The 25,297-nt window shown below is 53.2% G+C and carries 25 protein-coding genes, 1 tRNA gene, 1 pseudogene and 1 riboswitch; of the genes and pseudogenes, 13 read left to right on the top strand and 14 right to left on the bottom strand.

What is annotated here, in order from left to right; genetic code table 11:
• Positions 1–103 precede the first annotated feature (103 nt).
• On the top strand, positions 104–877 hold the full coding sequence (gene zupT, locus FDW88_RS21535) for a zinc transporter ZupT (RefSeq protein ID WP_096755639.1): 774 nt from the start codon (positions 104–106) through the stop codon (positions 875–877).
• Positions 878–942: 65 nt separating this feature from the next.
• On the opposite strand, the gene FDW88_RS22525 is transcribed toward zupT, so the two are convergent.
• Positions 943–1,119 (bottom strand): hypothetical protein, encoded by a 177-nt coding sequence (locus FDW88_RS22525; RefSeq protein WP_096759330.1) that lies wholly within the window; start codon positions 1,117–1,119, stop codon positions 943–945.
• 519 nt (positions 1,120–1,638) lie between these two features.
• The gene (gene ribB / locus FDW88_RS21530) at positions 1,639–2,292 is read right to left on the bottom strand and encodes a 3,4-dihydroxy-2-butanone-4-phosphate synthase (protein ID WP_115257467.1); all 654 of its coding nucleotides are present in this window, start codon (positions 2,290–2,292) and stop codon (positions 1,639–1,641) included.
• Positions 2,293–2,398: 106 nt separating this feature from the next.
• A riboswitch (FMN riboswitch) is annotated at positions 2,399–2,548 on the bottom strand.
• Between the two features lie 132 nt (positions 2,549–2,680).
• On the opposite strand from ribB, the gene ubiK reads away from it, so the two are divergent.
• On the top strand, positions 2,681–2,977 hold the full coding sequence (ubiK, locus tag FDW88_RS21525) for a ubiquinone biosynthesis accessory factor UbiK (RefSeq protein WP_137363333.1): 297 nt from the start codon (positions 2,681–2,683) through the stop codon (positions 2,975–2,977).
• Positions 2,978–3,010: 33 nt separating this feature from the next.
• Here ubiK and glgS read toward each other — a convergent pair whose 3' ends face one another.
• Positions 3,011–3,217 carry a cell surface composition regulator GlgS gene (glgS, locus tag FDW88_RS21520; protein ID WP_096755633.1) on the bottom strand — a complete coding sequence of 69 codons (207 nt, stop codon included), beginning with the start codon at positions 3,215–3,217 and terminating at the stop codon, positions 3,011–3,013.
• A gap of 178 nt (positions 3,218–3,395) precedes the next feature.
• Between glgS and FDW88_RS22520 the strand changes: the two are divergent.
• Positions 3,396–3,512 (top strand): annotated as a pseudogene (locus FDW88_RS22520) (hypothetical protein); the annotation flags it as partial.
• A gap of 53 nt (positions 3,513–3,565) precedes the next feature.
• On the opposite strand, the gene hldE reads toward FDW88_RS22520, so the two are convergent.
• The 3 genes from hldE to FDW88_RS21505 all read right to left on the bottom strand — a co-directional run bounded on the left by hldE (position 3,566) and on the right by FDW88_RS21505 (position 9,317).
• The gene (gene hldE / locus FDW88_RS21515) at positions 3,566–5,002 is read right to left on the bottom strand and encodes a bifunctional D-glycero-beta-D-manno-heptose-7-phosphate kinase/D-glycero-beta-D-manno-heptose 1-phosphate adenylyltransferase HldE (protein WP_115257466.1); all 1,437 of its coding nucleotides are present in this window, start codon (positions 5,000–5,002) and stop codon (positions 3,566–3,568) included.
• 59 nt (positions 5,003–5,061) lie between these two features.
• The gene (glnE, locus tag FDW88_RS21510; protein ID WP_137363332.1) at positions 5,062–7,902 is read right to left on the bottom strand and encodes a bifunctional [glutamate--ammonia ligase]-adenylyl-L-tyrosine phosphorylase/[glutamate--ammonia-ligase] adenylyltransferase; all 2,841 of its coding nucleotides are present in this window, start codon (positions 7,900–7,902) and stop codon (positions 5,062–5,064) included.
• A gap of 113 nt (positions 7,903–8,015) precedes the next feature.
• Entirely contained in the window at positions 8,016–9,317 is a 1,302-nt protein-coding gene (locus FDW88_RS21505; protein WP_137363331.1) for an inorganic triphosphatase, read from the bottom strand.
• Positions 9,318–9,558: 241 nt separating this feature from the next.
• Here FDW88_RS21505 and FDW88_RS21500 point away from each other — a divergent pair, with 241 nt between their 5' ends.
• Both FDW88_RS21500 and FDW88_RS21495 read left to right on the top strand, forming a co-directional pair.
• Complete coding sequence (locus FDW88_RS21500) at positions 9,559–10,179, top strand: TIGR04211 family SH3 domain-containing protein (protein WP_137363330.1); 621 nt, start codon at positions 9,559–9,561, stop codon at positions 10,177–10,179.
• Between the two features lie 62 nt (positions 10,180–10,241).
• The gene (locus FDW88_RS21495) at positions 10,242–11,477 is read left to right on the top strand and encodes a multifunctional CCA addition/repair protein (protein WP_096755625.1); all 1,236 of its coding nucleotides are present in this window, start codon (positions 10,242–10,244) and stop codon (positions 11,475–11,477) included.
• Between the two features lie 98 nt (positions 11,478–11,575).
• Here FDW88_RS21495 and bacA read toward each other — a convergent pair whose 3' ends face one another.
• Complete coding sequence (gene bacA / locus FDW88_RS21490) at positions 11,576–12,394, bottom strand: undecaprenyl-diphosphate phosphatase (RefSeq protein WP_096755624.1); 819 nt, start codon at positions 12,392–12,394, stop codon at positions 11,576–11,578.
• 85 nt (positions 12,395–12,479) lie between these two features.
• A complete protein-coding gene (folB, locus tag FDW88_RS21485) occupies positions 12,480–12,848 on the bottom strand; it encodes a bifunctional dihydroneopterin aldolase/7,8-dihydroneopterin epimerase (RefSeq protein WP_096755623.1) in 369 nt (122 codons plus the stop codon).
• A gap of 106 nt (positions 12,849–12,954) precedes the next feature.
• On the opposite strand from folB, the gene plsY reads away from it, so the two are divergent.
• Positions 12,955–13,572 carry a glycerol-3-phosphate 1-O-acyltransferase PlsY gene (gene plsY, locus FDW88_RS21480; protein ID WP_096759329.1) on the top strand — a complete coding sequence of 206 codons (618 nt, stop codon included), beginning with the start codon at positions 12,955–12,957 and terminating at the stop codon, positions 13,570–13,572.
• A 40-nt stretch (positions 13,573–13,612) separates the two neighbouring features.
• Here plsY and FDW88_RS21475 read toward each other — a convergent pair whose 3' ends face one another.
• Complete coding sequence (locus tag FDW88_RS21475; RefSeq protein WP_135911392.1) at positions 13,613–14,545, bottom strand: LysR family transcriptional regulator; 933 nt, start codon at positions 14,543–14,545, stop codon at positions 13,613–13,615.
• Between the two features lie 210 nt (positions 14,546–14,755).
• Here FDW88_RS21475 and ttdA point away from each other — a divergent pair, with 210 nt between their 5' ends.
• From ttdA to FDW88_RS21460, 3 genes are read left to right on the top strand one after another with little or no spacing between them, the layout of a single operon-like run.
• Positions 14,756–15,667 (top strand): L(+)-tartrate dehydratase subunit alpha, encoded by a 912-nt coding sequence (ttdA, locus tag FDW88_RS21470; protein ID WP_096755621.1) that lies wholly within the window; start codon positions 14,756–14,758, stop codon positions 15,665–15,667.
• Positions 15,664–16,269 (top strand): L(+)-tartrate dehydratase subunit beta, encoded by a 606-nt coding sequence (gene ttdB, locus FDW88_RS21465; protein WP_115454410.1) that lies wholly within the window; start codon positions 15,664–15,666, stop codon positions 16,267–16,269. The genes ttdA and ttdB overlap by 4 nt, the downstream gene beginning before the upstream one ends.
• A gap of 48 nt (positions 16,270–16,317) precedes the next feature.
• Positions 16,318–17,781, top strand: a complete 1,464-nt coding sequence (locus FDW88_RS21460) for an anion permease (protein WP_115257460.1) — start codon at positions 16,318–16,320, stop codon at positions 17,779–17,781.
• 67 nt (positions 17,782–17,848) lie between these two features.
• Here FDW88_RS21460 and tsaD read toward each other — a convergent pair whose 3' ends face one another.
• Complete coding sequence (gene tsaD / locus FDW88_RS21455; protein WP_096755618.1) at positions 17,849–18,862, bottom strand: tRNA (adenosine(37)-N6)-threonylcarbamoyltransferase complex transferase subunit TsaD; 1,014 nt, start codon at positions 18,860–18,862, stop codon at positions 17,849–17,851.
• Between the two features lie 235 nt (positions 18,863–19,097).
• On the opposite strand from tsaD, the gene rpsU reads away from it, so the two are divergent.
• The 3 genes from rpsU to rpoD all read left to right on the top strand — a co-directional run bounded on the left by rpsU (position 19,098) and on the right by rpoD (position 23,422).
• The gene (gene rpsU, locus FDW88_RS21450) at positions 19,098–19,313 is read left to right on the top strand and encodes a 30S ribosomal protein S21 (RefSeq protein ID WP_001144069.1); all 216 of its coding nucleotides are present in this window, start codon (positions 19,098–19,100) and stop codon (positions 19,311–19,313) included.
• Between the two features lie 234 nt (positions 19,314–19,547).
• Positions 19,548–21,293, top strand: a complete 1,746-nt coding sequence (dnaG, locus tag FDW88_RS21445; protein ID WP_137363329.1) for a DNA primase — start codon at positions 19,548–19,550, stop codon at positions 21,291–21,293.
• A 284-nt stretch (positions 21,294–21,577) separates the two neighbouring features.
• Complete coding sequence (gene rpoD / locus FDW88_RS21440; RefSeq protein ID WP_096755616.1) at positions 21,578–23,422, top strand: RNA polymerase sigma factor RpoD; 1,845 nt, start codon at positions 21,578–21,580, stop codon at positions 23,420–23,422.
• Positions 23,423–23,466: 44 nt separating this feature from the next.
• On the opposite strand, the gene mug is transcribed toward rpoD, so the two are convergent.
• Entirely contained in the window at positions 23,467–23,973 is a 507-nt protein-coding gene (gene mug / locus FDW88_RS21435) for a G/U mismatch-specific DNA glycosylase (protein ID WP_115257458.1), read from the bottom strand.
• Between the two features lie 124 nt (positions 23,974–24,097).
• On the opposite strand from mug, the gene FDW88_RS21430 reads away from it, so the two are divergent.
• A tRNA-Ile gene (locus FDW88_RS21430) sits at positions 24,098–24,173 on the top strand.
• Between the two features lie 161 nt (positions 24,174–24,334).
• On the opposite strand, the gene ykfI is transcribed toward FDW88_RS21430, so the two are convergent.
• From ykfI to FDW88_RS21415, 3 genes are read right to left on the bottom strand one after another with little or no spacing between them, the layout of a single operon-like run.
• Complete coding sequence (gene ykfI, locus FDW88_RS21425; protein ID WP_137363328.1) at positions 24,335–24,676, bottom strand: type IV toxin-antitoxin system toxin YkfI; 342 nt, start codon at positions 24,674–24,676, stop codon at positions 24,335–24,337.
• Between the two features lie 20 nt (positions 24,677–24,696).
• Entirely contained in the window at positions 24,697–25,014 is a 318-nt protein-coding gene (gene yafW, locus FDW88_RS21420) for a type IV toxin-antitoxin system antitoxin YafW (protein ID WP_000070396.1), read from the bottom strand.
• An 18-nt stretch (positions 25,015–25,032) separates the two neighbouring features.
• On the bottom strand, positions 25,033–25,254 hold the full coding sequence (locus FDW88_RS21415; RefSeq protein ID WP_000691994.1) for a DUF987 domain-containing protein: 222 nt from the start codon (positions 25,252–25,254) through the stop codon (positions 25,033–25,035).
• Positions 25,255–25,297: the final 43 nt, after the last annotated feature.

The raw sequence follows: 25,297 nt of genomic DNA, 5'->3' as shown, positions 1-25,297 counted from the left end.
CGCTTTTTCGGTTGATGAAGAACTCAGATAACCATGATGAAGATCATCAGTTATTTTGACGGTCTGGCCCGGACAGCTGATGGATAAGGAGTTGGATTTGTCGATGTCAGTACCTTTACTTCTGACTTTACTGGCGGGTGCCGCCACCTTTATTGGCGCCTTTCTTGGCGTGCTGGGACAAAAGCCCTCAAACCGCGTGCTCGCCTTTTCTCTGGGTTTTGCCGCGGGCATTATGCTGCTTATCTCCCTGATGGAGATGCTACCCGCCGCACTGGCTGCAAAAGGAATGTCACCCGTACTTGGCTACGGGATGTTTATCGTAGGCTTACTGGGCTATTTTGGTCTGGATCGTTTGCTGCCGCACGCCCATCCTCAGGATCTCGTGCAAAAAACAACACAACCTTTACCCGGTTCTATTAAACGCACCGCCATTTTGCTCACGCTTGGCATTAGTCTGCACAATTTCCCGGAAGGGGTCGCGACGTTTGTTACTGCCAGCAGCAACCTCGAGCTGGGTTTTGGTATCGCCCTCGCCGTGGCATTGCATAATATTCCTGAAGGTTTGGCCGTTGCCGGACCCGTGTACGCTGCAACCGGTTCGAAACGTACCGCGATATTTTGGGCTGGGATCTCCGGTATGGCGGAAATACTCGGCGGCGTACTGGCGTGGTTAATTCTGGGGAGTTTAATTTCACCGGTGGTCATGGCGGCAATTATGGCGGCTGTTGCCGGAATTATGGTCGCACTGTCCGTCGATGAACTGATGCCGCTGGCAAAAGAAATCGACCCGAATAATAACCCCAGCTATGGTGTACTCTGCGGAATGTCGGTGATGGGACTCAGCCTTGTCATCCTGCAATCAATGGGCATCGGATAATACAGACGGCGGATGCTGTCCTGCCCTGCAGGCCATCCGCCTCTACAACAGCAAAGCGACAGGGATTATTCATGCTCCCTGACCGTGCCAGCCTCTTCGCTCGTACGGCGAAAGAGTTTGTTACGCGCCTCAAGCAACGCATCTCGGTCTTGTCGAAACGCGCGGCAATAACGCTTCATATGACAATAATAACCAATAGCAACGAGTGCAATTAATACCATCCAATACCAGGCAATAAACATTCTTTTACCCTTAAAATTTAACATCATTAAACATTTAACGTTAAAATTTCACATATCCTTATTTCAACCTACCACTATAGTGGCACATTACAGAAACAAATAGATGATTTCGATCATATAAACCAGCGGATAGAGCCAATTGAAAAACGTGCATTCAAAATAAAACAATACAGAACCTGCAAGCATCTATAAATAACATTAATTATAATAAGTACATTCCAAACTTACTTTACTTAATTAAATCAACACACTAGGGTTGATAACAAACAGACCTAAAACAATAAACACATTTACTTATCACAAAGATTTAGCCATATTCTTATATGGTAAAAAATACAAAAATAGCGCATGCGGAATATATTATATGTCGATAAAATATAAAGCAGTATATCCTCGTTAAAGGATACCGTTCGTCCGGGCAAAGCTAAATAGGCGGGCCGTAATAACAAAAAACCGAAGCCAGAAAACTGACTTCGGTTTTTTATTGCCACCGCAACTGGCGCGGTAAAGCGTGTGCTATCAGCTGGCTTTACGTTCGTGCGCCTGACGGTAAGCGACTAAATCTTCGATCGTGACCACAGCCATATTATGCTTGCCTGCAAATTCGATGCACGCTGGCGCACGCGCCATGGTGCCATCATCATTGGTCAGCTCACACAGTACACCAGCCGGTTTAAAACCTGCCAGCGTCATCAGATCGATGGTTGCTTCAGTATGACCACCGCGGGTCAACACGCCGCCAGCCTGAGCACGCAGCGGGAAAACGTGTCCCGGACGGTTCAGATCGGAAGGTTTAGCGCCGTCTTTAACTGCCGCGCGAACCGTGGTAACACGGTCAGCGGCAGAAACACCGGTAGTTACGCCTTCAGCGGCCTCAATGGTCACGGTAAAGCCCGTGCCGTAAGCGCTGGTGTTATTTTCCACCATCATTGGCAGATCGAGCTGCTTGCGTCGATCTTCAGTGATGCACAGGCAAACAATACCGCTACCGTGACGGATGGTAAGTGCCATCTGTTCAACGGTCATGGTTTCTGCCGGGAAAACCATATCGCCTTCGTTTTCACGATCTTCGTCGTCAAGCACCATCACACCGCGTCCTTCACGCAGCGCAGACAGCGCAAGTTCAACACGTTCGAAAGGCGTACCAAAAGAGGAAAGTAGCGTCTGATTCATGGTAAAAAAACCTCACTAAAATTATGGTTACCAGAATCAGGGCAGTCTTAGGAGTACCGTCTAAGCGGCAAAAAAATAACGTGAGCGGGTCCATGCCCGACTGGATCGTTACTCTCTCCCATCCGGACTCTAACCGTCGGCCCCGGAATTACACCGGATCTGCTGACCTTTTCGCGTTAACGAAAAGCGCTCGCGGGCTTTCAACATCAGTTGATTTACCGCCGGTGGGGAATTTCGCCCCGCCCTGAGAATAAGCGAGTTAACTATAACGCTATTGATTACCTTCATCAACGCCTTTGCTTGACTTCACTTCACACAATTCTGGTTTATGCCGCTGCCAGTTCGCACTACAATAGGCAGCAACACGTACCAGTTCAGGGAAACCACCATGATTGACCCGAAAAAAATTGAGCAGATTGCTCGTCAGGTCCACGAGTCGATGCCGAAAGGGATCCGCGAGTTTGGGGAAGACGTCGAGAAAAAGATTCGCCAAACGCTGCAGTCACAGCTGACGCGCCTGGATCTGGTAAGCCGCGAAGAGTTTGATGTACAAACCCAGGTTTTGCTGCGCACCCGCGAAAAGCTCGCGCTGCTTGAGCAACGCCTGACCGAGCTGGAAGCGCGCGAGAAACCGACTGAAGTGAAGCCTGCACCTGCTATCCCGCCCGTCGATCCGCAAGCGTAAAAACGACAACGGGCCGCAAGGCCCGTTTATCTGTTAGTGTTCCAGCTCTAATTTTTTCGCCTCAGTTGCCTGCTGGCAATACAGCGCGTAGCGTTTGCAAAACCAACTGCGGTGCTCCTCATCCATGTTGCCGGTTACGGCCTGGATATCAACAGGGTGCCCCTCAGCCTGCATCCTGGCAAAACTCCGGGCCAGGAAATCGAAATTGTTCAGTGAATACATATTGCTGTTCATGAGCATACCCTCCAGTTATTGAATATCTGTTAAGGCCATATGCTTTTTCTGATTTCAGTATTTCCCTATACAGAAAGTTGTTCTGTACATAATGTGCGCAAATTGAGAGCTATGCTTCACACTTTCCTACGAAATCTGAGAGGGGGAGATGTCTTTTTTCGGATGTAAGGAACCTGCAGAACTTCAGGCTCCGCTGATTGATTCGCTGTTAAATGAGATTGGTTTGTCCGGCGGTTCGCTTCACGCCCTGGCTGAGCCGCTGAAAAACAGTCCACAGCCTGTGGAGAAAACTGAAGCATAAGAGACAGAAATGCCGGATAAGGTGTTTATACCGCTATCCGGCAATCGACCAGACTATGACTTATCGCTGTCTTTCTGGATCTTTTTGATGATATTGGTCGTTGAGCAGCCGTCTTCGAAGTTCAGCACCAGCACTTCACCGCCGTTCGCCCATACCTCTTCGCTACCCGCAATTTGTTCCGGCTTGTAGTCACCACCTTTTACCAGCAGATCCGGCAGAACACCTGCGATCAGTCGCTGTGGGGTATCTTCTTCAAAAGAGACCACCCAGTCGACGGATTCCAGCGCACCCAGTACGATCATACGCTGCTCGAGAGGGTTGACCGGGCGCGTTTCACCTTTCAGACGTTTGGTGGATGCGTCGCTGTTTACCGCCACGATCAGACGATCGCCCAGCTTGCGCGCATTCGCCAGATAAGAGACGTGGCCCGCGTGCAGGATGTCGAAAACGCCATTGGTCATGACCACCTTCTCACCGCGCTTGCGCGCGCTGGCCACGGCTTGTTTCAGCTCGGCTTCTGTCATCACACCAAAACCGGTATCCGCACGACCGCGCACGGCGTTTTCCAGTTCGATAGGCGAAACGGTGGACGTCCCCAGCTTACCCACTACCACGCCCGCCGCAGCGTTAGCAAAATAACACGCTTCTTCCAGTGAGTTACCCGCCGCCAGCGTTGCCGCCAGCACGCCAATAACCGTATCGCCAGCACCGGTCACGTCATACACTTCCTGCGCCTGGGTCGGCATGTGCAGCGGTGCTTTGCCCGGCTGTAGCAGCGTCATGCCCTGCTCGGAACGGGTGATCAACAGCGCGGAAAGATCGAAATCCGCAATCACCTTCATGCCGCGTTCAACCAGTTCTTCTTCGCTTTTGCACTTACCGGCAACCGCTTCAAACTCGGAAAGATTTGGTGTCAGCAGCGTCGCACCGCGATAGCGTTCAAAATCAGTGCCTTTCGGATCGATAAGCACCGGTACGCCAGCCTTTCGTGCCAGCGCAATCATCTGCTGCACGCTGGCCAGCGCGCCTTTGGCGTAGTCAGACAGTACCAGAGCACCGATAGAACCCAGCGCCTGGTTAATACGATCGTGCAGCGGCTGTGGATCTACGCCTTCGAAACCTTCCTCGAAGTCCAGACGGATCAGCTGCTGGTTGCGTGAGAGTACGCGCAGTTTGGTGATCGTCGGGTGCGTTGGCACCGAAACGAAGTCACATTTCACATTCACGTCCGCCAGCGTTTTACTCAGCGCACGTGCCGCATCATCAATACCAGTCAACCCTACCAGACGGGAATTTGCGCCCAGAGAGGCAATGTTCATCGCCACGTTTGCCGCGCCGCCGGGACGTTCTTCAATGGTATCCACTTTGACTACCGGAACTGGGGCTTCTGGTGAAATACGGCTAGTAGGCCCGTACCAGTAGCGATCCAGCATCACATCACCGACAACCATGACTCCTGCACGTTCAAACTCTGGCAGCGTTACTTTCATTCCTGTCTCCTGAGAGATTCTCTGAGGGTCTTAAAATTTGCGCGCGATCATAGCACACTTCACTCGGCAACCAGCCACTTCTGCCAGCTGTCACGCACCAGCGCGCGCTCAGCGCTGAAGCACTCCGGCGCCACATGGCCCGGAAGTTCCTGCAAAGCAAGATGATGAAGTTCATCACGCAGCGTAGTATAGGCGCGGGTCAGCGCCAGGGCTTCTTGCTCTTCCATAATGTCGTTTTGTGCCAGTAATTCCAGAATGCGCACGTTATCTGACCAGCGCGTCAGTTTCGGTTTTTCATGGGCATAGCGCAGCACCAGATATTGAGTAATAAACTCAATGTCGGTGATCCCGCCTTCATCTGCTTTGATATCAAAGCGATCGCGATGCTTATTACCCAAATGAGCACGCATTTTCTCGCGCATTTCACGCACGTCGGTCTGCAACGTTTTTCCGTCACGAGCGAGCGTCATGATATCGCGACGCACCGCGTCAAACTGAGAGGTCAGCTGCGGGTCGCCATACACCACCCGAGCACGCACCAGCGCCTGATGCTCCCATGTCCAGGCTTCGTTGCGCTGGTAATCGGCGAAAGCCTCGGTTGATGTCACCAGCATGCCTGCGGCACCGGATGGGCGCAGCCGCGCATCCACCTCATATAAAATGCCGGAAGACGTGCGGGTACTGAAAAGGTGCATGATGCGCTGTGACAGACGCAGATAGAACTGCCGCCCGTCAATTTCACGCTCGCCGTCAGTCATCACGGCCATCGGACAATCGTGCAGGAAGATCAAATCAAGATCGGAGCTGTAGCCCAGCTCCCAACCGCCCAGCTTGCCGTAACCGACAACGGCGTAACCGCGGCCCTCGCGATCGCCAAGGTGCGTTGGTTGCCCGTAGCGGGCGACCATTTGCGTCCACGCCTGCTGAACCACGGCATCGATAATCGCTTCGGCCAGCCATGTTAAGTGGTCGCTCACCTTCATCACTGGCAGCGTCCCGGCGATATCGGCCGCCGCAATACGCAGCAGTTGAGTTTGCTTGAACTGACGCAACGCTTCCAGTTGCTGTTCTTCGTCATCCTCCGGCACACGCAGCAGATACTGACGTAGCTCATCACGGTAGGCATCGGTTGCGGTGGGCTGATACAGGGTGTTCGGATCCAGCAACTCGTCCAGCAGCAGCGGATAGCGCGCCAACTGGCTGGCGACCATCGGCGAGGCGGCGCACAGCGAAATCAGGTGCTTCAGCGCGCCAGGGAATTCACTCAACAGCTCCAGATAGGTCGTACGGGTGACAATGCCCACCAGCAGCGGAGTAATACGCGACAGCGGCACCGAGGCATCAGCGCGGGAGCAAACATCGCTCAGCAAGTGCGGCATCAAATGATCCAGAACCTGGCGTCCACGTGGGCCGATGGTGCGCTTATCCAGCTCTTTACGGAAATCGGCGATCAGAGTCAGCACGCGGCGCTGATCGTCTTCCGCAAGATGCGCCAGCACTGGCGTGGTGTCATCTTCCTGCAAAGCATCCTGCCACAGTTCGCGCCACTGTTCCGACAACGACTCTTCCTGGGTTTCGGTTTCATCATCACCGATTAACTCATTGAACACCCGACGCACGTTGCCCATGTGAACGTTCAGGACAGCCGTCAACTGCGACCAGTCATCCGCACCCATGGCCCATGCCAGACGCGCGCGATTTAGCTCATCGCCCGGCAGCGTCTGGGTCTGTTCATCGTTGATGCTCTGCAGCAGGTTTTCCAGACGACGTAAAAAGAGATAGGCACTTCGTAAATGCTCTGCATCGGTATCAGACAGTAGATGCAGCGCGTTGATGGCGCTGAGCGTAGGTAACAGCGCGCGGGATTGTAGCGATGGCTCACGCCCGCCGCGAATCAGTTGGAAGACCTGTACGATAAATTCGATTTCACGAATACCGCCCGCCCCCAACTTGATATTGTCTTTCAGACCACGGCGGCGGACTTCACGGGCAATCATCCCTTTCATGTTACGCAGCGACTGGATCACGCTGAAATCGATATAACGACGAAAAACAAAAGGCCGCAGCATGGCGCGCAGTTCAGCGACGTAAGTACCGTCAGCATCCCCCATAATACGCGCCTTAACCATCGCGTAGCGTTCCCAGTCACGCCCTTGCTCCTGGTAATAATCCTCCAGCGCCGAGAAGCTCAGCACCAGCGGACCGCTGTCACCAAACGGGCGTAAACGCATATCCACCCGATAGACAAATCCATCCATAGTCGGCTGATCCAACACTTTAATCAGCCGTTGGCCCATACGCGTAAAGAACTGAGCGTTATCCAGCTCACGCCGTCCGCCCTGCGTCGATCCGTGTTCTGGCCAGGCAAAAATCAGGTCGATGTCGGAGGAAAAGTTAAGCTCGCCGCCGCCCAGTTTTCCCATCCCTAAAATCAGCAACGGCTGCGGGACACCGTCAGGGTTGCACGGCGTTCCCCACTCACGACAGCAGACGTCATACAGCCAGTCTCGTGCAGCGATAATCAGCGTTTCAGCCAGATGGCTTAACTGCTGCAAAATGCTCTCTTCCGTCACCAGCGACAGCGTCTGCGCCCAGGCAATTCGCACCATGATGCGACGGCGAAACAGGCGCAGCTCACGCATCAGCGCCGCTTCATCACCGACGTCAGCTAATGCTTGCTGCAACCAGACGCCATAGTGCTGCCATTCATCCGCCAGCGGCGGTTCGCTTTCCAGCTCTGCCAGCCACTCGGGATGGGCGATAACGCTGTCGCGAACAAAATCACTGAATGTGAGCACTGACTTCGCCTGCAGGCTGAGTGACGCTTCAGGTATTGCTGCTGGCAGCCGATCAACAACGGTCGGCCAGTACTGTTGTAACGGTGAAGAGAGCTGCTGCATTTACGGGTTATCCTTTAAATGATGCCGGATAGTGGCGTTTCACCTTATCCGGCCTACAAGACATTTACGCCCATCGCGTAGGCCTGATAAAGGCATCCTGATCTCGGTCCTGATTATCGTTTACCGCTGTGCAGCCAGAACGGCTCCTCAGAGATCGCTTCATTACGATAATGTTCAATTTCAATATGTTGGCGCGTCATGATGGCATGACGTAAACCCTGCCAGGTCGCAATCCATTCCGATGCCACCTTCTCATCGTAATAGCCTGCCAGCATCAGAATACTGTCAATGTTTCGCGTCAGGCGCGGGATTTGGTCGGCATATTGATCGCCCAATGGCTGACCAAACACCGTTTTCAGTTCAGCCGCATGACGTGAAAGATGGGTATCAGAGAAACGCTTGAAGGAGTCGGCGATTTTGGCCTGCGCTTTCGCATCGAGGAACGGTTGCCACCCTTTAGTCACCAACCACTCGGTGAGTGCCAGTTTTGCCATTGCCGTTTGCGGGTTGTAAGCCGCAGATACCGCAGAAGTTTCAGCGGCAATAATCGCTTCCGACTGGGTCAGCAAATCACGTAAGTGAGCGCTCGCTTTACGTGGAACATTCCCGCCAAACAGCATCAGGATGTGGCGTACCAGCCCCATCGCCGCCAACACTTCCGATTTGGCGCCTTTTACGCCGCGAACCCATAACTCCTCATGGTACTGCCATTGCGACAATGCCAGTTCCAGCGCGGCTTCAAGCCCCTGCTCAATGCTGGCCTTGGCCGGGACTTTCAGAATACGCGTCGGCTTCAGCTCGCGTGGGGCATTCCCCTGCGCCAGATGATAACCCCGTGCCGCCTTACTCAGGCTACCCAGGCGTAAACCCTCCTCGGCAACCAGCTGATTTGCCAACTTCAACACCGCACGGGTATCGCCGCTGACCAGTTCCAGTTCAAGCTCACAGAGCGGTTCAGCGAACTCTCCGGCCTTCACTTCACCCAGATCGAGGGCGAGTTCAATCTGGCTACCGTCAACCTCAAGCAGCCATTTCTCACGGTTAAAATCAGTGCTGAACAGCGGTTGTAGCTGAGAGGCGAGATCGGCTGGCAGTTCGCCATTTGGCCAGACTTCGGCTGGAAGCAGCGCAAGATCCAGTTCTGGCTCGCTCAACGCAACATTATACTCTGGTCGCTGATGCAACCCCCCCGTCACCCGTCCGGCAATTTTCAGGGTCATTTCATAACGACCGTTCTCACCGCGAATACGCAGCCCCATATCATGGCTACGCAACCACCCATCCGGCGTTTCATAGTAGATATTCAGCAACTGGCTGGGCGCATGATGCTCTCCCCCCAGCGTATTCAGACGTTCGCGCAATGCATCAACAGCATCATTATTGACAATAAATTTTAATTCGATTTCCTGGGTCATGATCTTGTACTTATGGGTTATGTCACAGTTGAGAAAACAGACTGCGAACTAAGTGCGTTCTTGATTGTCAGTAGATAGTATTTTGCGCCAAATTGCCATGCAACGAGCAATTTGACGGGCGTAAAAGTTTCGAGTGGTGGCAAAAAGGACACAGATGATTCCGATTGATGTTGAATGCTTTGCGTAGAGACACTGATGCCACTACTATCGTTCCACTTTCTATGACAATAACGACAGCCTGATGCCAAAATTACGCCTGATTGGATTAACTTTACTCGCACTTAGCGCCACTGCCGTCACCCATGCAGAGGAAAAGCGCTATGTCTCTGATGAACTGAACACCTGGGTCCGCAGCGGTCCGGGAGATAATTATCGCCTCGTGGGTACGGTTAACGCCGGCGAGGAAGTCATTCTGTTACAGACCGATGCCAGCACCAACTACGCCCAGGTAAAAGACAGTACCGGACGTACGGCCTGGATCCCGCTGAAAGAGCTGAACAGCACGCCAAGCCTGCGTACCCGCGTTCCGGAACTGGAAAACCAGGTAAAAACACTGACCGATAAGCTCAATAATATTGATACCACCTGGAACCAGCGTACCGCCGATATGCAGCAAAAAGTGGCGCAAAGCGACAGTGTGATCAATGGGTTGAAAGAAGAAAACCAGAAGCTAAAAAACGAGCTGATTGTGGCGCAGAAAAAGGTCAGTGCCGCGAATTTGCAGCTTGATGACAAGCAGCGCACCATCATCATGCAGTGGTTTATGTATGGCGGCGGCGTACTGGGACTGGGTCTGTTGCTCGGTCTGGTTCTGCCACACATGATCCCAACCCGTAAACGCAAAGATCGCTGGATGAACTGAATCGCCTTCTCCGCCACACTGACATATGATTAAGGGATGATTTTTTTCAAAAGGAAAGTGGCGTGAAGATTTATCTGGTCGGTGGAGCTGTTCGGGATGCGTTATTAGGGCTACCGGTTAAAGATAAAGATTGGGTTGTCGTCGGCGCCACGCCGCAAGAGATGCTCGACGCGGGCTACCAGCAGGTAGGCCGCGATTTTCCTGTTTTTCTCCATCCGCAAACACGCGAAGAATATGCGCTGGCGCGAACCGAACGAAAATCAGGTTCAGGTTACACCGGATTTACCTGCTATGCCGCAGCAGACGTAACGCTGGAAGCCGATCTCCAGCGCCGCGACCTGACGATCAACGCGCTGGCCCGCGATGATGACGGCGAGATTATCGACCCGTATCACGGGCGTCGCGATCTGGAAAATCGTCTACTGCGCCATGTTTCCCCTGCTTTTAGCGAAGATCCGCTGCGCGTACTGCGCGTGGCGCGCTTTGCCGCGCGTTATGCACACCTCAGCTTCCGAATCGCCGATGAAACCCTGGCCTTAATGCGCGAGATGACCGCTGCCGGAGAACTGGCACATTTGACGCCGGAACGAGTCTGGAAAGAAACGGAAAATGCGTTAACTACCCGTAATCCACAGGTCTTTTTCCAGGTCCTGCGCGACTGCGGCGCACTGCGCGTTCTGTTCCCGGAAATAGACGCTCTGTTTGGCGTCCCGGCGCCGGCTCAATGGCATCCGGAAATCGACACCGGTATTCACACGCTGATGACGCTGTCGATGGCGGCCATGTTGAGCCCAAACGTAGATATACGTTTTGCCACGCTGTGCCACGATCTTGGCAAGGCTCTGACGCCAAAAGCGCTGTGGCCACGTCATCATGGTCACGGCCCGGCGGGCGTCAAACTGGTAGAGCAGTTATGTCAGCGTCTGCGGGTGCCCAATGACATCCGCGATTTAGCCAAACTGGTGGCGGAATTCCACGATCTCATTCATACGTTCCCGATCCTGCAGCCGAAAACTATCGTGAAGTTGTTTGATTCCATCGATGCCTGGCGTAAACCGCAGCGTGTGGAACAAATTGCCCTGACCAGTGAGGCCGACGTCCGGGGTCGCACCGGTTTTGAAGCAGCAGATTACCCGCAAGGTAGGCTGCTGCGGGAGGCCTGGCAAGTCGCACAGACTGTGCCGACGAAAGAGGTCGTTGAGGCAGGATTCAAAGGGCCGGACATTCGCGAGGAGCTGACACGACGTCGCATTGCGGCGGTGGCCAGTTGGAAGGAACAGCGTTGCCCAAAAGCGTAGGCAGTATGTTGCCGGATGCGCTGCGCTTATCCGGCCTACGGGGTCAACATCTCGTTCCGTAGGCCCGGTAAGCATAAGCGCCACCGGGCACACAAAAGTTAGAAGAACACCACGTAAACAGCGGCGGCGACCACAAAACGATAAATCGCAAATGGAATAAACGAGATACGTTTAATCAGCTGCAGGAAGGTTTTGATCGCCACCAGCGCCACGACAAATGCCGTCACGAAGCCCACAGCAAACATTGGAATGTCTGACGCGCTCAGGAACGACCAGCTTTTGTAGAGATCTAACGCCGTGGCACCCATCATCATTGGTACCGCCAGCAGGAATGAGAATTCCGATGCAGCATAGCGGCTCACGCCCATCAGCATACCGCCTGAAATGGTCGCTCCGGAACGGGAAAATCCCGGCCACAGCGCCAGGCACTGGAAGCAGCCAATCATAAACGCCTGGCGATAAGTCATATCATCCAGACCCGGCGCGCGCGGCTCTTTCGGCTTCAGGCATTCTGCGGCTATCAGCAGCACGCCCCCCACCACCAGCGCATACATCACGTTGATCGGGTTAAACAATGATTTGATGGTATCGTGGAAAATCAGTCCCAGTACCACGGCCGGGATCATCCCTAACAGGATATGCCCCAGCGTTAGTCGTCCCTTGCCGGTTCCTTCGTGCGGGGCTTTACCAAAGTGAATGCCAATCAGGCCAAACAAGCGGCGCCAGAACATCACCACAACAGCCAAAATGGAACCCAGTTGAATAACCACTTCAAATGTCTTTGCGGTAGCGCCTTCAAACCCCAGCAGATGGCCAACAATAATCATATGGCCGGTGCTGGATACAGGCAAAAACTCCGTCAATCCCTCGACCACACCCAAAATTGCCGCCACCAGCAGCGAGTGCATATCACTCATCAATTAACCCCTAGATAGAAAACCACGGCAAAAAAGAGCCAACGTTAGGACTCTTTTATACCTGTTAGGTTTAGATATTATTAATTTAATTACTTTCTTTCAGATTATTGCCACGCTCAATGATAACGCCGACGTTTGCCGCTCTCGCCACCGCCCCCGGCTTGCTGAGCTTGATGCGTACCCATGGGGAATTAAAACGGCTAAGCAGGAGGTCTGCCACCTCTTCAGCCACGCGTTCAACCAGCGCAAAACGTCCGCCTTCCACATGGCTGACCACCGTTTGTGCGATATCAGCATAGCTCAGGCAATCGGCAACATCGTCGCTTTTCGCTGATTTGCGGTTATCCCATGCCATTTCGATATCGAACACCAGTTTTTGTTCGATAGTCTGTTCCCAGTCATAAACACCAATAGTGGTGATTACCGAAAGTTGCTCTATAAATACAATATCCATCACGACCTGCCTGCTTTTTGGCTAACCCGGATACCACTTCCGGCGAAATATGCGTATTATCCACGGAAGTAGTGTTTTACACGACATTTTCAAAACGGAACAGCTTATGAGTGCAATCGCGCCTGGAATGATTATCTTCGCGTACCTCTGCGGCTCAATTTCCAGTGCTATTCTGGTATGCCGCCTCGCTGGATTGCCGGACCCACGTGATAGCGGTTCTGGAAATCCGGGCGCGACAAACGTATTGCGAATTGGTGGCAAAGGAGCCGCCGTCGCCGTGCTGATTTTTGACGTCCTGAAGGGTATGTTACCCGTGTGGGGTGCATACGCGCTAGGCGTTAGTCCTTTCTGGTTGGGCTTGATTGCTATCGCCGCCTGCCTGGGACACATCTGGCCGGTGTTCTTCGGTTTTAAAGGTGGGAAAGGCGTCGCCACCGCCTTTGGCGCCATTGCGCCGATTGGCTGGGATTTAACTGGCGTCATGGCGGGCACCTGGTTGCTGACCATCTTGCTGAGCGGTTATTCCTCATTAGGGGCCATCGTCAGCGCCCTGATAGCCCCATTCTATGTCTGGTGGTTCAAACCCCAGTTCACCTTCCCGGTATCCATGCTGTCGTGCTTAATTCTGCTGCGCCATCATGACAACATCCAACGTCTGTGGCGTCGACAGGAGCCGAAGATCTGGACCAAGCTGAAGAAAAAGCGCGAAAAAGATCCCGAGTGACGGTGCTGCCGGATGATGATGCGACGGTGTCTTATCCGGCTTACAGGATCTGATACCCGTCAACCGGCTTACCCAACCGCTGCTGGCACCACGTTGCCAGAAACTCTACGCACACCCGTAGCTTTACGCTGCGATACAATGGCTCCTGATACACCGCCCAGATATTGGCGCTCTGCGCATATTCTGGCAGCACGCGAACCAGTTCACCGCTGAGCAGAAACGGCTGTACGTCCCACTCAGAACGCAGCATGATCCCTTTTCCCTGTAACGCCCACTGCAACACAATCTCGCCGCTGTTAGAAGAAAGATGCCCCGCTACCTTGACCGATTTTTTCTCATGCCCATTATCAAGTTCCCAAACCCCGTGCGTCATATCGCGCTCTTTGGTAACCAGGCAATCATGGCGGCTTAATTCCTGTAACGTCTTTGGATCCCCGTATTCTCGTAAATATGTCGGTGCAGCACACAATATTCTTTTATTTTTCGTTAACAAATGTGCAATATAATAATCGGGAATTTCATCATTAATACGAATATCCAGATCGATATTATCCTGCGCTAAATCAATTTGCCGATCGTACAGTTCAAAATGCACCTGTAATTCAGGATAGCTATGCATCAATTCGGTAATCGCTGGGGCGATATAACTGCGCCCAAACCCAAAGCTACAACCAATACGGATCATCCCTTCCGGACGCGTTTTGATTTGCGTGACGTCATCCACCAGATGCTGATAGCGGGCGAGGATCTCCTGCGCATGTTCATAGCACCGCTGACCGCTTTCCGTTAACGCCACGCCGCGTGCGGAGCGGTTAAGCAGCGTGGCCCCTAGCGTAGACTCCAGAATCTGAATGCGTTTTGTCACAAACGCTGGCGTCTGCCCAAGGGTCGCTGCCGCCGCGCTAAAGCTGCCGCTATGCACAATTTCAACCAGCACCTGCAGGTCTTTCGCCAGGGGATAGGTGTTCAGCATGTTCAGGATATCCGTGAGGGTGTGAATCGCAGTGTAATTCCCCTGGACATAATAAACCCTGCCTTTGCGCAATTTTTATTATCTTAAGCGGGCATCATTCACGAACTGTTAATTGGTTATTCACAGCGCTAAAAAATATAAAACCACATTTTTAGTGGTAGTTTGTCCGGGAGAATTTATTTCCAGATAAATAAAAGAACTGGAGTTGACATGATGAGCCATCAAAATAACCAACATGCGATAAATACGCTGACTAACATTGTCGCTGATTTTACCGCCATGATTTCTACCCGTATGCCCGACGATGTCGTAGATAAATTAAAACAGCTACGCGAAGGCGAAACCTCGCCGATGGGTAAAATTATCTACCACACCATGTTTGACAACATGCAGAAGGCGATCGACCTGAATCGCCCAGCGTGTCAGGACACCGGTGAAATCATGTTCTTTGTGAAGGTCGGTTCCCGCTTTCCACTGCTGGGCGAACTGCAAAGCATCCTTAAGCAGGCCGTTGAAGACGCCACCGTGAAAGCGCCGCTACGCCACAATGCGGTAGAGATTTTTGACGAGGTAAACACCGGCAAAAATACCGGTACCGGCGTGCCATGGGTCACCTGGGACATCATCCCCGACGCTGACGACGCAGAAATTGAAGTCTATATGGCGGGCGGCGGCTGTACGCTGCCGGGGCGCTCCAAAGTGTTAATGCCTTCCGAAGGCTATGAAGGTGTCGTGAAGTTTGTTTTTGAGAATATCTCCACGCTAGCAGTAAACGCCTGCCCACCGGTGCTGGTCGGCGTAGGTATTGCGACCTCCGTTGAAACCGCCGCCGTGCTGTCACGCAAAGCCGTACTGCGCCCGATTGGCTCACGCCATCCCAATCCCAAAGCTGCCGAGCTGGAACTGCGTCTCGAGGAAGGACTTAACCGTCTGGGTATTGGCCCACAGGGGCTAACGGGTAACAGCTCCGTGATGGGCGTACATATCGAATCTGCCGCACGCCACCCGTCGACTATCGGCGTGGCCGTTTCTACCGGCTGCTGGGCGCACCGTCGCGGCACGCTGCGGGTTCATGCCGATCTCTCCTTCGAAAATTTGTCTCACACCCGGAGCGCGTTATGAAAAAGATCCTGACAACCCCGATCAAAGCCGAAGATCTGGCAGACATTCGCGTCGGCGATGTCATTTACCTGACCGGTACGCTGGTGACCTGTCGCGACGTGTGTCACCGCCGCTTGATCGAACTCAAGCGCCCGATCCCGTACGATCTGAACGGTAAAGCCATTTTTCACGCTGGCCCGATCGTGCGTAAGAACGGGGAAAAATGGGAGATGGTCTCCGTCGGCCCAACCACCAGCATGCGTATGGAAGCCTTTGAGAAAGAGTTCATCGAGCAAACCGGCGTCAAACTGGTGGTCGGCAAAGGCGGCATGGGACCGTTGACCGAAGAAGGGTGTAAGCAATTCAAAGCACTGCACGTGATCTTCCCGGCTGGCTGCGCGGTTGTTGCCGCCACGCAGGTTGAAGAAATTGAAGAAGTGCACTGGACGGAATTGGGCATGCCGGAATCCCTGTGGGTGTGCCGGGTTAAAGAGTTTGGCCCGCTGATTGTTTCCATCGATACCCATGGCAACAACCTGATCGCCGAAAACAAAAAGCTGTTCGCTGAACGTCGCGACCCGATCGTCGAAGAAATCTGCGAGCACGTGCACTACATCAAATAACCCTCTCGGAGAGGCGCATACCTCTCCCCCTTTCGCAGGGATACAACAATGGCACCTTTAGCTGGTTGGTGGCGATACCTGGCTCCGCTGGTGGTCATCGCCATTATTGCTGTTTTGCCCGTTCCTGGCGGTCTTGAAAGCCACACCTGGCTCTATTTTGCCGTCTTTACCGGGGTCATCGTCGGGCTTATTCTGGAACCTGTTCCCGGTGCGGTAGTGGCGATGATTGGTATTTCTATCATTGCCGTGCTGTCGCCGTGGCTGTTGTTCAGCCCTGAGCAACTCGCCCAGGACGGATTTAAATTTACCGCCAAATCGTTGTCATGGGCGGTATCGGGTTTTTCTAACTCGGTTATCTGGCTGATTTTCGCCGCCTTTATGTTCGGCACCGGTTACGAGAAAACGGGTCTGGGTCGGCGTATCGCGCTGATGCTGGTAAAGAAGATGGGGCATCGCACGCTGTTTCTCGGCTATGCGGTGATGTTCTCCGAACTGATCCTTGCCCCCGTGACACCGTCTAATTCCGCACGCGGCGCAGGCATTATCTACCCGATCATTCGTAACCTGCCGCCGCTGTACCACTCTCAACCCAACGATCCCAGCGCCCGCTCCATTGGCTCTTACATTATGTGGATGGGGATCGTCGCCGACTGCGTCACCAGCGCTATTTTTTTAACGGCGATGGCACCAAATCTGCTGCTAATTGGCCTGATGAAAGGTGCTTCCCATACAGCGTTAAGCTGGGGTGACTGGTTCTTAGGCATGCTGCCGCTGAGCATTTTACTGGTGTTGATCGTGCCCTGGCTGGCCTACGTGCTGTACCCACCGGTGCAGAAATCTGGCGATCAGGTCCCGCGCTGGGCGGAAACCGAGCTGAAGGCGATGGGGCCACTGTGCGCGCGTGAGAAAAAGATGCTGGTATTGATGGTGGGAGCGCTGGTGCTGTGGATCTTTGGCGGTGACTATATTGATGCCGCAATGGTCGGCTACAGCGTGGTGGCGTTGATGCTGGTACTGCGCATCATTTGCTGGGATGACATTGTCAGTAATAAAGCGGCATGGAACGTCTTTTTCTGGCTGGCTTCGCTGATTACCCTTGCCACCGGGCTGAACAATACTGGCTTTATCTCCTGGTTCGGCAAACTGCTGGCAAACGGACTCAGCGGCTACTCGCCGATAATGGTAATGGTGGCGTTGATCGTGGTGTTCTATCTGTTGCGTTATTTCTTTGCCAGCGCCACGGCCTATACCTCTGCCCTCGCGCCAATGATGATTGCAGCCGCGTTGGCGATGCCGGACATCCCGCTGCCGGTATTCTGCCTGATGGTCGGTGCCGCCATTGGTCTGGGCAGTATTTTGACCCCGTACGCTACCGGACCAAGCCCGATCTACTACGGCAGCGGCTACTTGCCGACGGCCGATTACTGGCGACTGGGCGCCATCTTCGGCCTGATATTCCTCGTCCTGTTGGTGATAACCGGCCTGCTGTGGATGCCTCTGGTTCTACTGTAAATCCCGCCGGGGCGGCGTAGCGTCGCCCCTTTTCCCTACGCATCTCACCAGTCCGCTCCCGGTGCGCTTACGCCGCCGGTAACTCTGCCAACGGCCAGCGTGGACGCACGGTGACACCAAGGTCTGCCGTTGCTCCGGATTTAAAACGCACCATGCCCGCATAGGCGATCATCGCCCCGTTATCGGTACAAAATTCCGGGCGCGCATAGAACACTTCGCCACGGCGTTTTTGCATCATTTCCGCAAGCGCAGCCCGCAGGGTACGGTTAGCGCTCACGCCCCCCGCCATCACCAGACGCTTAAAACCGGTTTGATCCAGCGCGCGTTTGCACTTGATCATCAGCGTATCGACCACCGCATCTTCAAATGCACGGGCGATATCCGCACGGGTCTGATCGTCGTTTTCGTTATTACGAATGGTATTCGCGGCGAACGTTTTCAGGCCTGAGAAGCTGAAATCCAGCCCCGGACGATCGGTCATCGGGCGCGGGAAGACAAAACGCTTTTCCACGCCCTGAGACGCCAGCTTAGACAGCATCGGTCCACCTGGATAATCCAGCCCCAGCAGTTTGGCCGTTTTATCGAACGCTTCACCGGCCGCATCGTCAATCGATTCGCCCAGCAACTCATACTGTCCAATACCGGTGACGCTAATCAGCTGCGTGTGTCCGCCAGAAACCAGCAGCGCTACAAAAGGATATTCCGGCGGATTATCTTCCAGCATCGGTGCCAGCAAATGGCCTTCCATATGGTGTACAGGAATGGCCGGAACATTCCAGGCGAACGCCAGAGAACGCCCTACGGTCGCCCCCACCAGCAGCGCACCGACCAGACCCGGTCCTGCGGTATAGGCCACCGCATCAATATCTTTTGCCGTTAACCCTGCTTCAATCAGCGCCGCCTGAATCAACGGTACGGTTTTACGCACGTGATCGCGCGAAGCCAATTCAGGCACTACTCCACCGTAGTCAGCGTGCAATTTCACCTGACTATACAATTGGTTGGCTAAAAGACCTTTTTCATCGTCGTAAATGGCGATGCCGGTTTCATCGCAGGATGTTTCAATTCCCAGTACACGCATGACTTGTTTTACCTCGCTCTAATACCGCGCAGTGTAGGTCGAATGCGGGTTGATGTAAAACTTTGTTCGCCCAAGGAAGAACCCTCGTGTATACTCCTCACCCTTATAAAAGTCCCTTTCAAAATCGCGTCGGTGCTTTACAAAGCAGCAGCAATTGCAGTAAAATTCCGCACCATTTTGAAATAAGCTGGCGTAGATGCCAGCGGCAAACCGAATTTATAAAGGTGAGAGTTACATGCCGGTAATTAAAGTACGTGAAAACGAGCCGTTCGACGTAGCACTGCGTCGCTTCAAGCGTTCCTGCGAGAAAGCAGGTGTTCTGGCGGAAGTTCGTCGTCGTGAGTTCTATGAAAAACCGACTACCGAACGTAAGCGCGCTAAAGCTTCTGCTGTGAAACGTCACGCGAAGAAACTGGCTCGCGAAAACGCACGCCGCACTCGTCTGTACTAATCTATTGGGAGCTAAGGCTCTCAATTCAGACTGAGTTGTAGTTGTAAGGCCGTGCTTCCGGAAGGAATGCGCGGCTTATTTTCGTTTATACATCAGTAACTACACAAAATCATTCACACTGTATCAAGACGGCAAGTGAGTGAATCCCCGGAGCTTACTTAAGTAAGTGACAGGGGTGAGCGAGCGCAGCCAACGCAGAGACAGTTTGAAGGATGAAGTGTAATAACGGGGCATATGGCTGGACGAATCCCACGTGTATTCATTAATGACCTGCTGGCAAGAACCGACATCGTCGATCTCATCGATGCACGAGTTAAGCTGAAAAAGCAGGGCAAAAATTATCATGCGTGTTGTCCGTTCCATAACGAGAAAACCCCCTCTTTCACCGTAAACGGTGAAAAACAGTTTTATCACTGCTTTGGGTGTGGCGCGCACGGCAACGCCGTCGACTTTCTCATGAACTACGACAAGCTCGAGTTTGTGGAAACCGTCGAAGAACTGGCCGCAATGCACAACCTTGAAGTGCCTTATGAAGCAGGCAACGGCCCCAGTCAGATAGAGCGCCATCAACGGCAAAGCCTCTATCAATTGATGGACGGCCTGAACACTTTTTATCAACAGTCTCTGATACAACCCGCCGCTACCCCTGCGCGCCAGTACCTGGAAAAGCGAGGACTCAGTAGCGACGTGATCGATCGTTTTGCTATTGGTTTTGCCCCCCCCGGTTGGGACAACGTCCTGAAACGGTTTGGCGGCAATCCTGAGAATCGCCAGGCATTGATTGACGCGGGTATGTTGGTGACCAACGATCAGGGACGCAGTTACGATCGCTTCCGTGAGCGAGTGATGTTCCCTATCCGCGACAAACGCGGTCGGGTCATTGGTTTTGGTGGACGCGTGCTGGGCGATGCCCTGCCGAAGTACCTGAACTCCCCGGAAACCGATATTTTCCATAAAGGTCGCCAGCTGTATGGCCTTTATGAAGCCCAGCAGGATAACGCCGATCCGCAGCGCCTGTTAGTGGTTGAAGGCTATATGGATGTGGTGGCGTTGGCCCAATACGGCATTAACTACGCCGTGGCCTCCCTCGGGACGTCAACCACTGCCGATCACATCCAGCTGTTGTTCCGTGCGACGAACCAAGTGATTTGTTGTTACGACGGTGACCGGGCCGGACGCGATGCCGCATGGCGCGCGCTGGAAACTGCACTGCCGTATATGACGGACGGACGCCAGCTGCGCTTTATGTTTTTACCTGACGGTGAAGATCCCGATACGCTGGTGCGTAAAGAAGGGAAAGAAGCCTTTGAAGCCCGGATGGAGCAGGCCTTACCGCTCTCCGCGTTTCTGTTTAACAGCCTGTTACCACAGGTAGATTTGAGTACCCCGGACGGACGAGCACAGCTCAGTACGCTGGCCTTGCCGCTGATCACTCAAGTCCCGGGCGAAACGTTGCGCATTTATCTGCGGCAGGAGTTGGGAAACAAGCTCGGCATTCTGGATGACAGCCAGCTTGAACGTTTAATGCCAAAACTGGCAGAAAATGGAGCTTCCCGCCCTGTTCCACAGCTAAAACGTACGACCATGCGTATACTTATAGGGTTACTGGTACAGAACCCAGATTTAGCCCCGCTGGTGCCGCCGTTAGGCGCTCTGGATCAAAATAAGTTGCCCGGCCTTGGCTTATTCAGAGAACTGGTCAACACTTGTCTGGCCCAGCCAGGTCTGACCACCGGACAACTGTTAGAACACTATCGTGGCACAATTGATGCGGCCACCCTTGAAAAACTGTCGATGTGGGACGATATAGCAGATAAAGATATCGCGGAAAAAACCTTCACCGACTCACTCAACCATATGTTTGATTCGATGCTTGAACTGCGCCAGGAAGAGTTGATAGCTCGTGAGCGCACACATGGTTTAAGCAACGAAGAACGCCGGGAACTCTGGACGCTGAACCAGGAACTGGCCAAGAAATAAGAGAAAGACAAAACAAAGACAAAATCATTCGCGTTGTATCAAGGCAGCAAGTGAACGAACGCCTGGGAGTGTACATAAGTACATGACCAGGAAGAGAGAACGCAGCTAACGCAGAGACAACGTGAAAGATGAAGTATTTAACGGCTTAACTGCCGAATATCGATCGGGAAGCCCCCGACAGCCGCACGGAGAGGCAGCGGCAAAATATAAGTATGCCCTCGTTTTGCCGTTGGCGGTTTTACCGCCCAACACCAATCAAACGAATTAAGTGTGGATACCGTCTTATGGAGCAAAACCCGCAGTCACAGCTGAAGCTACTTGTCCAACGTGGTAAGGAGCAAGGCTATCTGACCTATGCCGAGGTCAATGACCATCTGCCGGAAGATATCGTCGATTCAGATCAAATCGAAGACATCATCCAAATGATCAATGACATGGGTATTCAGGTGATGGAAGAAGCACCGGATGCCGATGATCTGCTGCTTGCTGAAACCTCCAACAGCACCGATGAAGACGCGGAAGAAGCGGCTGCCCAGGTTCTGTCCAGCGTTGAGTCCGAAATCGGTCGTACAACTGACCCGGTGCGCATGTACATGCGTGAAATGGGTACCGTTGAACTGTTAACCCGTGAAGGCGAAATTGACATCGCTAAACGTATCGAAGACGGGATTAACCAGGTTCAATGCTCCGTTGCAGAATACCCGGAAGCCATCACCTATCTGCTCGAGCAGTACGATCGCGTAGAAGCTGAAGAAGCGCGTCTTTCCGACCTGATCACCGGCTTTGTCGATCCGAACGCGGAAGAAGACATGGCACCAACGGCGACGCACGTCGGGTCTGAACTCTCTCAGGAAGAGATGGATGACGACGAAGACGAAGATGAAGAAGAAGACGACGACAGCAGCGATGACGACAACAGCATCGACCCTGAATTAGCGCGCGAGAAATTCGGTGAACTGCGTACTCAGTACGAAATCACCCGCGACACTATCAAAGCGAAAGGCCGCAGCCATGCTGCCGCGCAGGAAGAAATTCAGAAGCTGTCTGAAGTGTTCAAACAGTTCCGCCTGGTGCCGAAGCAGTTCGACTACCTGGTAAACAGCATGCGCGTCATGATGGACCGCGTGCGTACTCAGGAACGTCTGATCATGAAGCTCTGCGTTGAGCAGTGCAAAATGCCGAAGAAAAACTTCATCACCCTGTTCACCGGCAACGAAACCAGCGAAACCTGGTTCAACGCGGCTATCGCGATGAACAAACCGTGGTCTGAAAAACTGCACGACGTGGCAGATGATGTCCACCGCGGCCTGCAGAAACTGCGTCAAATTGAAGAAGAAACCGGCCTGACCATCGAGCAGGTTAAAGACATCAACCGTCGTATGTCCATCGGTGAAGCGAAAGCCCGCCGTGCGAAAAAAGAGATGGTTGAAGCGAACTTGCGTCTGGTTATCTCTATCGCTAAGAAATACACCAACCGTGGTCTGCAATTCCTCGATCTGATTCAGGAAGGCAACATCGGTCTGATGAAAGCGGTAGATAAGTTTGAATACCGTCGTGGTTATAAGTTCTCCACCTATGCAACCTGGTGGATCCGTCAGGCGATCACCCGCTCTATCGCAGATCAGGCGCGTACCATTCGTATTCCGGTGCATATGATTGAGACCATTAACAAGCTCAACCGTATCTCCCGCCAGATGCTGCAAGAGATGGGCCGCGAGCCAACGCCGGAAGAGCTGGCTGAACGCATGCTGATGCCGGAAGACAAGATCCGTAAAGTGCTGAAGATTGCCAAAGAGCCTATCTCCATGGAAACGCCGATCGGCGACGATGAAGATTCGCATCTGGGTGATTTCATCGAGGATACCACCCTCGAGCTGCCGCTGGACTCTGCCACTACCGAGAGCCTGCGTGCCGCAACGCACGACGTTCTGGCTGGCCTGACAGCGCGTGAAGCGAAAGTTCTGCGTATGCGTTTCGGTATCGATATGAACACCGACCACACGCTGGAAGAAGTCGGGAAACAGTTCGACGTTACCCGCGAACGTATCCGTCAGATCGAAGCGAAGGCGCTGCGTAAACTGCGTCACCCGAGCCGTTCTGAAGTGCTGCGTAGCTTCCTCGACGATTAATCTCGCCGTATAAACATCAACGCCACCGCAAGGTGGCGTTTTTTTTACATCCCACGCATAACCAGCGCGTCATCTAATTCCCGATACGCCGCCACTAACTTATCCAGCGTAATCCGGCTTAACCCACTCGGGTTCGGCAACACCCAGATCTGCGTCGCGCCAATCGTCAGCGTCTGTTTCCCCCACTGTGCACCACGCTGGCTAAAGCCTTGCTCAAATGCCTGTTTTCCCAAAATAGCGAGCGCCGCTGGCTGATAGTCTTCAATCTTCTCAACGAGCTGACGACCACCGCTACGCATCTCCTCGAGCTTCACTTCATTGGCCTGCACCGTCGGCCTGTCGACAAATTTGGTGACGCCACAGCGAAAATCCAGCAGGTGTTGTGCCTCTTCTGGCTTTAGCAGGCGATCGGTAAATCCCGCCTGATGGATGACCTTCCAAAAGCGGTTGGCAGGATGCGCAAAGGGAAAACCTGTACCCGCCGAAGAGAGCCCCGGATTGATGCCGCAAAAAACCACCCGCAGCCCCGGCGCCAGTATGTCCTTAACCATAATCACTCCGCACAATACATCAGGCAACCAGTATAACGGACTGAAAACACATTGTTTATAAAAACAGCATCCGTACGCTTATGGCTGGATTGCAACGCAGAGTTACTTTATAATCCACCGCCACGGCCCCTTAGCTCAGTGGTTAGAGCAGGCGACTCATAATCGCTTGGTCGTTGGTTCAAACCCAACAGGGGCCACCAGATAAAACAAGGAGTTAGATGAGAAATCGTCTAACTCCTTTTTCTTTGGATGCAATTTGGGTCAGGTAATGGGTCAGGTAAGGAATTGCTACCCTGCCCTCTTCATCTCGCTGCCAGCATCCCCGGATAGTGATGAAAGCCAGTAGCACTGCCTGTAATATTCACCGTACCGAATTTTTACGGCTTTGCCGCAACAAGCCAGTTGCCTGCCGTGCTCGCAGAATGTCTACAGCCCGGAGATAAGGGGATTGTTCCTGCCAGTTAAATCCCTTCCTGTCGATACGCACCAGTTCGTATTTTTCCACCAGAAAATTCACGGCATCGGCTAGGGTGATACCGGCATCGATGTGTTCCTTAATCACAGCCTCATTGCAGAATGGCGTGTCGTTTATTGTCAGACCATAGTGCTGTTCCAGCAGACGTGTCAGTAACATTTGCCAGACAGCCACGGGTGACAGGCAGGGCTTCACCGCCCGCTGAGTTGTTGCAGGTAAAGTTTTCATGTTTGCTCTCGTGTAGGTAATTAACGCTGAGTGGGGTAAATGGCGATGTATACGTAGCCGCAACTGCCAAGGGTGTCGGCTTCGCAGGTTAAATCGTTGTGGTACAGGGTAACGCAGTGGGCATGGTGGGGGCTGAGTTCACCGGTGGTCAGCATCGATTCCATCTGGCGGATAAAGTGCGGGAATGTTTCATCCAGCTTCCGGCATTCGATGTCACTGAACTTGCCGGTGATGCTGGCCCGGTCAGCCAGATAATGCAGTCGGTTGCCTTCCTGCACCAGACGGGCTCCCAGGCGCAGTGTAATCTCCCGCTGCAGGCCCCTGGTAGGGTTGCTCATTACAGTTCTCCACTATTGTCAGTTCAGGGTGATGCTCATCAGGCAGGTATAGGGCCCATTGCGGTCCTGGCGGCGTTCGGCGTATACCGCGAGGACTCCGGCGATATCCGGAACGTCCCTGCCGGTGTAATGACAGACGCTACCGTGCCACTGGTATTTGCCGGTGCAGTAGCGAAAGATTCGGGACTCAGGATGCTGGCGGTATATCGTCATTGCCCTGCGTTTACTGATAATTTTCATGTAATACCTCAAAGCAGACCGTGTTCTGCGAACGAATAGATTT

The organism is Citrobacter sp. wls829, from assembly GCF_005280825.1.
Taxonomy (GTDB): Bacteria; Pseudomonadota; Gammaproteobacteria; order Enterobacterales; family Enterobacteriaceae; genus Citrobacter; species Citrobacter gillenii.
This window is presented reverse-complemented; position numbering and strand designations above follow the sequence as displayed.